Origin of the sequence: Martelella radicis (assembly GCF_014196625.1) — a bacterium.
Taxonomy (GTDB): Bacteria; Pseudomonadota; Alphaproteobacteria; order Rhizobiales; family Rhizobiaceae; genus Martelella; species Martelella radicis.
On record NZ_JACIDZ010000007.1, the window covers coordinates 232247 to 240531 of the forward strand.

At 57.5% G+C, this 8285-nt stretch carries 7 protein-coding genes and 1 pseudogene; 4 read left to right on the forward strand and 4 right to left on the reverse strand.

All coding sequences use genetic code 11. The features are described from left to right. Positions 1-184: 184 nt before the first annotated feature. Positions 185-1261 (reverse strand): NAD(P)H-dependent flavin oxidoreductase, encoded by a 1077-nt coding sequence (locus GGR30_RS12345; RefSeq protein ID WP_183486669.1) that lies wholly within the window; start codon positions 1259-1261, stop codon positions 185-187. Between the two features lie 132 nt (positions 1262-1393). Between GGR30_RS12345 and GGR30_RS12350 the strand changes: the two genes are divergently transcribed. From GGR30_RS12350 to GGR30_RS12365, 4 genes are all read left to right on the forward strand, one after another. Beyond that, the gene (locus tag GGR30_RS12350) at positions 1394-2287 is read left to right on the forward strand and encodes a LysR substrate-binding domain-containing protein (RefSeq protein WP_183486671.1); all 894 of its coding nucleotides are present in this window, start codon (positions 1394-1396) and stop codon (positions 2285-2287) included. Positions 2288-2505: 218 nt separating this feature from the next. Continuing rightward, entirely contained in the window at positions 2506-3981 is a 1476-nt protein-coding gene (locus tag GGR30_RS12355) for a protein adenylyltransferase SelO (protein WP_183486672.1), read from the forward strand. A 429-nt stretch (positions 3982-4410) separates the two neighbouring features. Beyond that, on the forward strand, positions 4411-4887 hold the full coding sequence (locus GGR30_RS12360) for a Pycsar system effector family protein (RefSeq protein WP_183486674.1): 477 nt from the start codon (positions 4411-4413) through the stop codon (positions 4885-4887). Between the two features lie 7 nt (positions 4888-4894). Next, complete coding sequence (locus GGR30_RS12365) at positions 4895-5614, forward strand: adenylate/guanylate cyclase domain-containing protein (RefSeq protein ID WP_183486676.1); 720 nt, start codon at positions 4895-4897, stop codon at positions 5612-5614. 46 nt (positions 5615-5660) lie between these two features. Here the strand turns inward: GGR30_RS12365 and GGR30_RS12370 are convergent, their stop codons facing one another. From GGR30_RS12370 to GGR30_RS12380, 3 genes and pseudogenes are all read right to left on the reverse strand, one after another. Then, a complete protein-coding gene (locus GGR30_RS12370) occupies positions 5661-6623 on the reverse strand; it encodes an adenylate/guanylate cyclase domain-containing protein (RefSeq protein ID WP_183486679.1) in 963 nt (320 codons plus the stop codon). Positions 6624-6801: 178 nt separating this feature from the next. After that, the gene (locus GGR30_RS12375) at positions 6802-7314 is read right to left on the reverse strand and encodes a GNAT family N-acetyltransferase (protein WP_183486681.1); all 513 of its coding nucleotides are present in this window, start codon (positions 7312-7314) and stop codon (positions 6802-6804) included. A 483-nt stretch (positions 7315-7797) separates the two neighbouring features. Further along, positions 7798-8232: pseudogene (locus GGR30_RS12380) on the reverse strand (transposase); the annotation flags it as partial. Positions 8233-8285 lie beyond the last annotated feature (53 nt).

An 8285-nucleotide genomic window follows, 5' to 3' on the forward strand; every position in this document is an offset into this window, starting at 1 on the left:
TTCTGATTCACGAACTACGCTGACGCCAAGCAGCGACCACCCTACACCATTTCATTAGCCAAAGGACTCAGAAACTGACCTCTTTCGTAGAAAGCAGCCATCAGTTCTTCGGACGTCTGGGTTCTCATTACGCAGCTAGGTGAGATGGGCCAAGGAAAACCGAAGCGAGGCATCACCGTGGGCGCTAGCTTCGCCGATCGATACATGACACTTCATCAAACCGCATTTCAAGCGCGAGCGTTGCCATCAGTTCCGCGGCGGGCATGACACGCGCGAGCGGCGCACCTTGCCCCGCCCATTGCGCACCGTAACCGGCCTCGCCGCAGGCTTTGGCGGTGGCGTGAAGGGCCTTTCCGGCGTCGTAGGCAATGGGATAGTCGGGTGGCGTGGTTCCGAGAAGCGATGTTTCCGCCAGTTCCGTGAACCGGTTGGCAAGCGCACGTGCCGGCCGGCCGGAAATCGCGGTTGTCAGCCGCGTGTGAAGAGCGCCGTGCCCCTTCAATGCGGCACGATAGGCATCATCGGCGGCAGACTCTGGACAGGCGATGAAGGCTGTGCCGAGCTGCGCGGCGACCGCGCCGAGATCGCAGGCGGCGGCAATGCCCGCGCCATCCATGATCCCGCCTGCCGCGATAACAGGGATGCCAGTCTTCCTGACCAGAAGCCGCGTCAGCGCAAATGTGCCCGGACCATCATCAACGGCCTGGGGATCGAACACGCCACGATGCCCTCCGGCTTCGATCCCCTGCGCGATGACGGCATCGAGCCCGGCAGCCTCGACGGCTTCGGCCTCGGCAAGGCTCGTCGCCGTCGCGAGAAGCCGGATGCCCGCATCCTTCAAGGCAGTGATCGTTTCAGCCGGCGGCAGGCCAAAATGAAAGCTGACGACTGCCGGCTTTTTCTCGACCAGAAGAGACAGCATCTCCGGATCATCGGAAAAGCTCTTGTAGATCACGCGCAGACTTGCTGGCGGCGCGGCACCGAATTCGGCGAAGGCCGGTCTGAGTGCCGCCAGCCATGCCGCTTCCCGCTCCGGGTCCTGCACGGCCGGGCCATGCGCGAAGACATTGACGTTGAAGGGCCGGTCCGTTCGGGCGAAGGTTTCGTCGATCATCGCGCGGGCACCGGCGACATCGCTCGCGCCAATGCCGATTGAGCCGAGCCCGCCGGCGTTTGAGACCGCCGCCGCCAGCGCCGGGGTCGAGACGCCAGCCATCGGCGCCTGAATGATTGGCAGCTTCATTCCGAGCCCTTCAAGCATTTCGCCATCTCCTTTCACCGTTCCGCACATATCGATCAGGTCAGCATAAATTCCCTGAAAGAGAATTCACCTTGACGTTTATTTCCATTTAAAGAATATATATTTCCATTGGTTCTGCAATGGAGAATTTCGATGGACCTCGCCACACTCGCCGTCTTCAGGGCCGTCGCCAGAGAGGAAAGCATCACTCGGGCCGCCGAACTCCTGGGTCGCGTGCCATCGAACGTCACCACCCGGATTCAGCAGCTGGAGGCGGAGATCGGTGTGGCGCTGTTTGCCCGCGAGACGCGACGCATGGTGCTGACCAGCGAGGGTAAAACCTATCTCGACTATGCCGAACGCATCCTCAATCTCGCCGACGAGGCGCTCCAGCAGATCAATCCCGAAGGCCCCGGCGGCACACTGCGCATAGGCTCGATGGAAAGCACGGTCGCAAGCCGCCTGCCCTCATTGTTTGCCGCCTTCACCCGCGACTGGCCGGAGGTGACGATCGAGCTCTCGACGGCGCCGACACGCCAGCTTGCCGATGCGGTTCAGGCCCATCGTATCGACTGCGCCCTCATCGCCATTGCGGCGGACGATAGCTGGAGCGCGCTCGACGCACTGGAAACAATCCCCGTCTTTCGCGAGGAGCTCGTCCTGCTCCTGCCAAAGGGGCACCGCCCGGTTCACTCGCCAGCGGACGTGGAGCCGAAGGCGCTGGCCGCCTTCGCACCGGGCTGCACCTATCGCATGCTGGCGGAGGAGTGGCTGATGGGCGGAAGCCCCGCCCGCGCACGCCTGAAAATCCAGGAGGTCGGCTCCTATCACGCCATGTTCGCCTGCACCGCGGCAGGGGCCTGCGTCAGCGTCATGCCGAAAAGCGTCGCCGACACGCTGTCCCATCTCGGCTCCGTGGAGGAGCATGAACTGATGGCCGTCGACACCCACCTGGCCTTCCGGCCAGGGTTCGCCACGCCCGCATTCCTCGAATGGCGCAAACGTCTTCTGGCTGCCTCGAACATCGAACCTTCCGCGAGCGCATGAGAGACCGGCTGTCAGCAAAGAAAGATGCCGGCCCGAAAGACGCTGCCGATCTGGCGCTGATCGTCCGCATGGGGTTGGCCACTTCGCCTTCACCGGTATCTATCCGCTGATGGTCTGGTCCGGCATTGCTCTGGAAATCCGGCATCGACAGCGCCAGCTATGTAATGAATGATCGAAAGCCAGAGGCTACGCGGTCAAACGGAAGCGATGCGGAAAAGATGACGGTAAATTTCGACTTCGACAACAGTTACGCACGTCTCGGCGCCGCCTTCCATCGGCCAACCGTGCCGTCGCCCGTCGCCGCGCCGCATCTCCTGAAGCTGAACCGGCGATTAGCCGAAGAGCTCGGGCTCGACGCGGATGCGTTGGACAATGCTGAAGGGGTTGAAATCTTCGCCGGCAACCGGCTCCCGACAGGTGCAGAGCCGATCGCGGCCGCTTACGCCGGACATCAATTCGGAAATTTCGTGCCGCAACTCGGCGATGGGCGCGCCATCCTCCTCGGCGAGGTCGTCGACCGACAGGGTCGGCGTCGCGACATTCAACTGAAGGGGGCCGGCCCCACCATCTTCTCGCGCAACGGCGACGGACGGGCAGCACTCGGCCCGGTCCTGCGGGAGTATCTCGTCAGCGAGGCCATGGCCGCGCTCGGCATTCCAACCACGCGGGCGCTGGCCGCGGTCGCGACCGGAGAGCAAGTCTACCGGGAAACGGCCCTGCCGGGCGCGGTCCTTACGAGGGTCGCCTCCAGCCATATACGCGTCGGCACGTTCCAGTTCTTCGCGGCACGGGGCGACGCCGCCGCTGTTCGCCAACTCGCCGACCATGTGATCGACAGGCATTACCCCGAGGCCGCAGGCGCTTCCCATCCCTACCGCGCTCTTCTCCATGGTGTCAGCGCCCGTCAGGCGGAACTCGTCGCACGCTGGATGCACGTCGGCTTCGTGCACGGCGTCATGAACACCGACAACATGTCGATCGCTGGGGAAACGATCGACTACGGCCCGTGCGCCTTCCTCGACGCTTACGATCCCGCGACAGTCTTCTCCTCGATCGACCGGAATGGGCGTTACGCCTACGCCAACCAACCCGGCATCGCGCACTGGAACCTCGTCCGTCTGGCGGAATGCCTGCTTCCTCATCTCGATCCGGACGAAAACAAGGCCATTGAAGCCGCCGAGGTCGTCCTCTCCGGCTTTGCCGACACGTTCAACACCGCTTATGTCGACGGCTTTCGCGCGAAGATAGGCTTGCAGACACCTCAGGAGGGAGACGCCGCGTTGATCGAGGATCTTCTCGGGCGCATGGCACGGCAGAAGGCGGACTTCACCCTGACCTTCCGCAAGCTCGGCAAGGCGGCGGAAAGCGAGCAGGCGGATGAGTCGCTGCGCGGTCTCTTTGCTGATCCAACCGCCTACGACGGCTGGGCGACGCGCTGGCGTCAGCGCCTCGCGGCCGAACCGGGAGAGCCAGGTGAACGCCGCGTTGCGATGGATGCGGTGAACCCGGCGATCATTCCGCGCAACCACCTGGTCGAGGAAGCGCTCGCCGCCGCGATGGCCGGCGACCTGGCACCCTTCGAACGCCTGAACGAAGCACTGGCCACGCCTTTCGAGGATCGGGCGGCGTTCACCGATTATGCCGGCCTTCCGCCGGTGCCCGCGGCGCCCTACCGAACCTTCTGTGGCACGTAAGCGCGCGGCCTGCTAGCCACGTATTCCTATTCGGTAGATCGAGCAGCGGCTCTTTCAATAACGTTTATCGGCCCCGTTTCTGTCCGTCCGCAAAGCGCCCCCATTTCGGCCATTAGATCTCTCTCGACCTTGTGCTGAAAGCTGCCATTCGTTGCGCAACGTGCGAAGGTCTACAAAGGGCGGAAAGCTGACTTGCAGCAGTGCGGCTGGGCGCCTGCGGAGAGTTTGGGATAGCGGCCATTCATACGCCGCGCAGCAAGGGACGCCAGCTTTTGATCAGCAGGGCGGGCGGAAACCGTTCATTCGCTGCGCAGATCATGAGTGGCAGCAACGGGCAAATAGCGAATGATGGTGCGGAGGAAGAGGGGCAGCCTATTGCAATCTGATGCCGCTGGATGCAACCTCGTCTTCATTGTTGAGAGGAACGATATGACTGCTTGGTCAACGGAGCGACTGGAAATAAGTCTTGGAAGGCAATTATCTTGGATCGCGGCCACAGAGTCACGAATTGCATTGATTGTGCCTCTTTCGACCGCGTTATTTGGGACTGTTGCAATCAAGTATAGTTCAATTTCGAGCGCACCATGTTGGGTTCAGTTGGTATCATGGATTGCACTCATATTACTATCCACCGCGGTTCTTTGTGCATCCATCGCAATTTTCCCAAGGACAAAAGGGTCCAAAGCCTCACTGATCTTTTTCGGTGGCATTGCAAGTCAGCCATCAGAAAGTTTCTTTGGCATTCTTGAGAACACATCTGAAGACGCCCTCCGCAAAGATCTTGCCGAGCAAATTCATATCAATGCAAGTATTGCTGCTACGAAGTACTCTTGGATCAGACGATCCATGATGTCTATGCTGTTGGCGCTTTTGCCTTGGTCTTTGTCGGTACCAAATTTGTATTGAGATGAAGATGGGAATTTCTGAAGACGTTAAACTCGACGTACAAAGGATAAAGGATGCGACAATGTCGGTGAGGAGCTGCCAAGCTGTTCCATCAACCGAAAGTATTGCTCTGCACAATGGAGCAGTGGAGCTGGAGGTCGCCTATCTATACGCGGACTTAGCCAATTCTTCGAAAATGGCTCGTAGTTTCGATCGACGTATCACTGCAAAGATACTTAAGGCATTTCTTGCCACATCAACGCGGATCATCCGGCACAAGGGCGGCACCGTAATGAGCTTTGATGGAGATCGCGTCATGGCCGCATTTGTCGGAGGTGCGAAATGCACCAACGCCACAAAGGCCGCTTTTGCGATTGCGTGGTCCGTAAGCGAGGTCATTAGGCCGGGGTTTGAGAATAAATATGATTCAGTTCGAGATGCCGATTTCCAGATCACGCACGCGTCAGGCATCGATGTGGGCAAAGCGTACATTGTCCGAGCAGGCGCTCGGGGAACCAATGACTTGGTTTCCATCGGACGGCCCCCCAATCTGGCTGCAAAATTCAGCGATATTCGTTCTGATGGAAATACTACATTTGCGTCTGGTTCTGTCTACAGTAAGATGAACGCAGACTGCAAAAAGCATCTCGAGAGCGACAATAATCCTTGGACAAAAGCGACGTGGGAGTTTTTGGGGGAGTCGGTGACGTACTATCGGACAAGTTACTGGAGGAAACCAAACTTGTAGCTAGTTATGAAATATAGCCTGCAGTGAAAAAATCCCTAAGAAAAATCTATGTAATCTCATATACGCCGTAGCCAAACACACCCAAGGGCTCGCCATCAAATGGAACGGTGGAGCAACGTTCCAGCCATTCGACATGAAGCAGTTCATAAAGCGCTTGCCCAATCAGAAATTGCCCTGTCTGAGCATTCTCTTGAAGCTTGACAGCGCGATTTAGGGCTTCGCTGCCAATATCGTGAGATTGGAAGCCTGTGGCAGCCACAGCTATATCTCTTTTTTGAGCCTTTCCCACATCGGCGCCGACTCTTACTTCCAACCAAGGGAGGCCAGCTTCCACGAGCGCTGGATTGATCGCCTCACGGAGAATTCGCAGGAAGGTGAGACCAAGGTCAACCGTGTTATCGCATTGGCTAGTGAAGCCCGGCATGTCAATGAATGCAATAAATCCATCTCCAGTCACATTTAGAACAGCGCCACGGAAATGGCCAACGCTGGTCAGTAGTTCTCTGAGAAATACCTCGTAAGACCTGTCAAACATTTCGCCAAATTTCTGCCGAAGAGAGGTGCTTCCGACGATATCTACAGAAATGAAACTCACAAAGTCAGCAGACGAAGCGGAAAAGAGTTCTTTTTGAGGATGCGCCTTTTCTTCAGGGAGCATATACGCCCTTCCATTAAGCTCTTGTCCGAGGGACGCACGTCGAGATTTGGAGTAATCGGAGGCAGACGAAATTGAAGGAGGGCCGTAAGAAATGGGAAAACCTCCAAGATGCTGCTGCATCATTTGCTGAACGACGTCTTCCGGTATCGCGACTCTTGTGAACTTATCTATATAGAGCCGTCCTTTCGCGGTGTCTTCTATTTCATATCGTCTGGGGTCTGGCTTCAGACGGATCGTCACTGTTTGGGTCGCATCATCCGTCGACAAAACTTCGATAGCAAAGTCGAACCTTTGGCGCATGCGCCCTTCAGGATCCAAGTCGGCCCAGACCCTAGTTTTTCCGCCTGACATCAAAGAATACCTCGCTTATCAAATTAAACTTGCCATGGCTTGGTCCTCTGTTTCACCTGAACTTCAGGCCACTTTATCTATCCGTTTTACTTCGCTCGGAAATATCGACAGACGTCAGCTTTATCAAACTGCCGTGCAGCAGAAGTGAAGTTGATCTCGTGCCGAAATGCGCCGGACATTACTGGACGGCTTCATTATTTTGTGAATCGCGAACTAAAAGCCTTAGTGTGTCTCCATTTGCGTTCTTCCAAGTCTGGCCAGCAGGAACGAACTTGAAGGGCGGCAGCACGCCATCCTTCATCGCCGGATTGCTCGTGGTCGCAAAAATGCCGCTTCCATCTGCGAGGCTCATCACTTTTTTGACTAATGTTTTCGCTATGCCTTTACCTGCATGCTCGGGAGAAACTGAGACATATCCGAGTTCATACGGGTATTCGCTTTCCGGTAGCGAGTAGTCGGCCTTCGCGACACTTTGCAGGCCAAATCGGTATTCGACCGATGGCACTTTCAAAGCAGCAACACCTACTGTTCGGCCCGCAACTTCAGCGAAAATGATATGAGCCCCCGGACGAATCATGCCCAATCGGACATACTTTTCATCGACGGCGCCACCTAAGGTAACCAACTCAACGAAGGTATCCACCTCTTCTTGTGTGGCGTTGGCTCCAATGAGGGTTTTGTACCTAATCATGCTGGCCCAGAACTTAATTCGACTTGTGAAGACAGGGTATGCCGAATGACTGCTTTTGGGAAGCTACAGCGCAGCATCTCTTCCTTCTACGAAGGTCTGTAATGGGTCGAAAGCGACTATATGCCTCTCAAGACCGAACGTCCGCTTCGCTAACTGGTGAGACCAAACCTGCCAGTCCGCAGTCGTGAAGAGTTTCGGGTGCCGTCAGGCGTACGAAAGTCGCCGAGGAAGGAACCCGCGGGCGGCGAAGGCAGGGCTATGGGGATTTCGATTTTGAGCCCATCCCGTAGCTGACGCGGATGGACATTTTACGCACTGTACCTATTGCGGCCCGGCCGTTTCGGCGTGTTTGTGAGCTGCGGTGTCGGGGAAACATATGCCGGCGAATGACCTGATCGGCCGCGGTCATGGTGTTGGGGGCGCACGGGAGCGTTGCCTCGGGCAGAGTATCCCGGGCAGGATTTGTGGTTATGCCATGCCGGATCATGACGCATTCTCCCGGTTCGCCGTCGCCGATTCAGGTGGCCCGCGTGGTTGGCGCCAGCGTTCGAACACCTCGATGACGATCATGCGCCCACCACAGCAGGGACATTGCGGTCGTATGACGGTGGGCTCGTCAGTTGCGTCGTGATCGGACGGCGGGATAGCGTTCAGGAGTTCGCGGGCGTGTGCGACACAGGTCTTGCGGGAGCCGCCAGCGAGCAAACCGTAATGGCGAATGCGATGGAAGCCCTTCGGCAGAATATGAATCAGGAAGCGGCGGATGAACTCGGCCGTGGCTAGCGTCATGATCTGCTGCCGGTCACTACCCTGGCGGCGATAGTCCTTGTAGCGGAAGGTGACGCCGTCCTTGTCGAACGCGATCAGACGTCTGTTTGTTGATTGCCACTGAGAACTGACCCGGCGTTTCCACCTAGAATTGACCCGCCTGCTAGGTATGTTTCGGATCTGCGGTTGTGGTCAAGTTCCTC

Coding starts and splice junctions, on each gene's coding strand:
- GGR30_RS12345 (WP_183486669.1), bottom strand. CDS start 1,261: ATGCTTGAAGGGCTCGGAATGAAGCTGCCAATCATTCAGGCGCCGATG.
- GGR30_RS12350 (WP_183486671.1), top strand. CDS start 1,394: ATGGACCTCGCCACACTCGCCGTCTTCAGGGCCGTCGCCAGAGAGGAA.
- GGR30_RS12355 (WP_183486672.1), top strand. CDS start 2,506: ATGACGGTAAATTTCGACTTCGACAACAGTTACGCACGTCTCGGCGCC.
- GGR30_RS12360 (WP_183486674.1), top strand. CDS start 4,411: ATGACTGCTTGGTCAACGGAGCGACTGGAAATAAGTCTTGGAAGGCAA.
- GGR30_RS12365 (WP_183486676.1), top strand. CDS start 4,895: ATGGGAATTTCTGAAGACGTTAAACTCGACGTACAAAGGATAAAGGAT.
- GGR30_RS12370 (WP_183486679.1), bottom strand. CDS start 6,623: ATGTCAGGCGGAAAAACTAGGGTCTGGGCCGACTTGGATCCTGAAGGG.
- GGR30_RS12375 (WP_183486681.1), bottom strand. CDS start 7,314: ATGATTAGGTACAAAACCCTCATTGGAGCCAACGCCACACAAGAAGAG.